This is a genomic window from Variovorax sp. 01T432, assembly GCF_056398605.1.
In genome coordinates this window covers 1-374 of the sequence record NZ_JBFTPS010000176.1, presented here as the reverse complement: position 1 = coordinate 374, position 374 = coordinate 1, and the positions used below count along the sequence as shown (strand labels likewise).

General features: G+C 71.7%; 1 protein-coding gene. It reads left to right on the top strand.

Going from position 1 to position 374, the window contains the following annotated elements:
- Positions 1–374, top strand: a 374-nt coding sequence (locus AC1DNF_RS35860) for a hypothetical protein (protein ID WP_478153701.1), incomplete at both ends; no start/stop codon positions are given.

Genomic DNA, 374 nt, shown 5'->3' with positions numbered 1-374 from the left:
GCCCAACACCCTGCAGCTGGGCAGCATCTTCGCCCGCAACCTGGACGACGCGCTGGCGCTGCAGTTCGCCCAGTGCACCGGCAACGCGGCGTGCAAGGCGGCGCTGGGCGATCCGCGCGCCGAACTGGACGCGCTGCTGGCCACGCTGCGCGCCAACCCGGTGACGGTGCGCTACCGCGACGCCAGCACCGGCGAGGAACGCGAGGACGTGCTGCGCGCCGAGACCGTCGCCGGCTTGGTACGCATGTACGCCTACATGCCGCAGGCCGCCGCGCTGTTGCCCAAGCTGATCCACGAGGCGCGCAACGGCCGCTACGGCGACCTGATGGCGCTGGCGCGGATGATGCAGGGCGACATGAAGGACGCCATGGCCA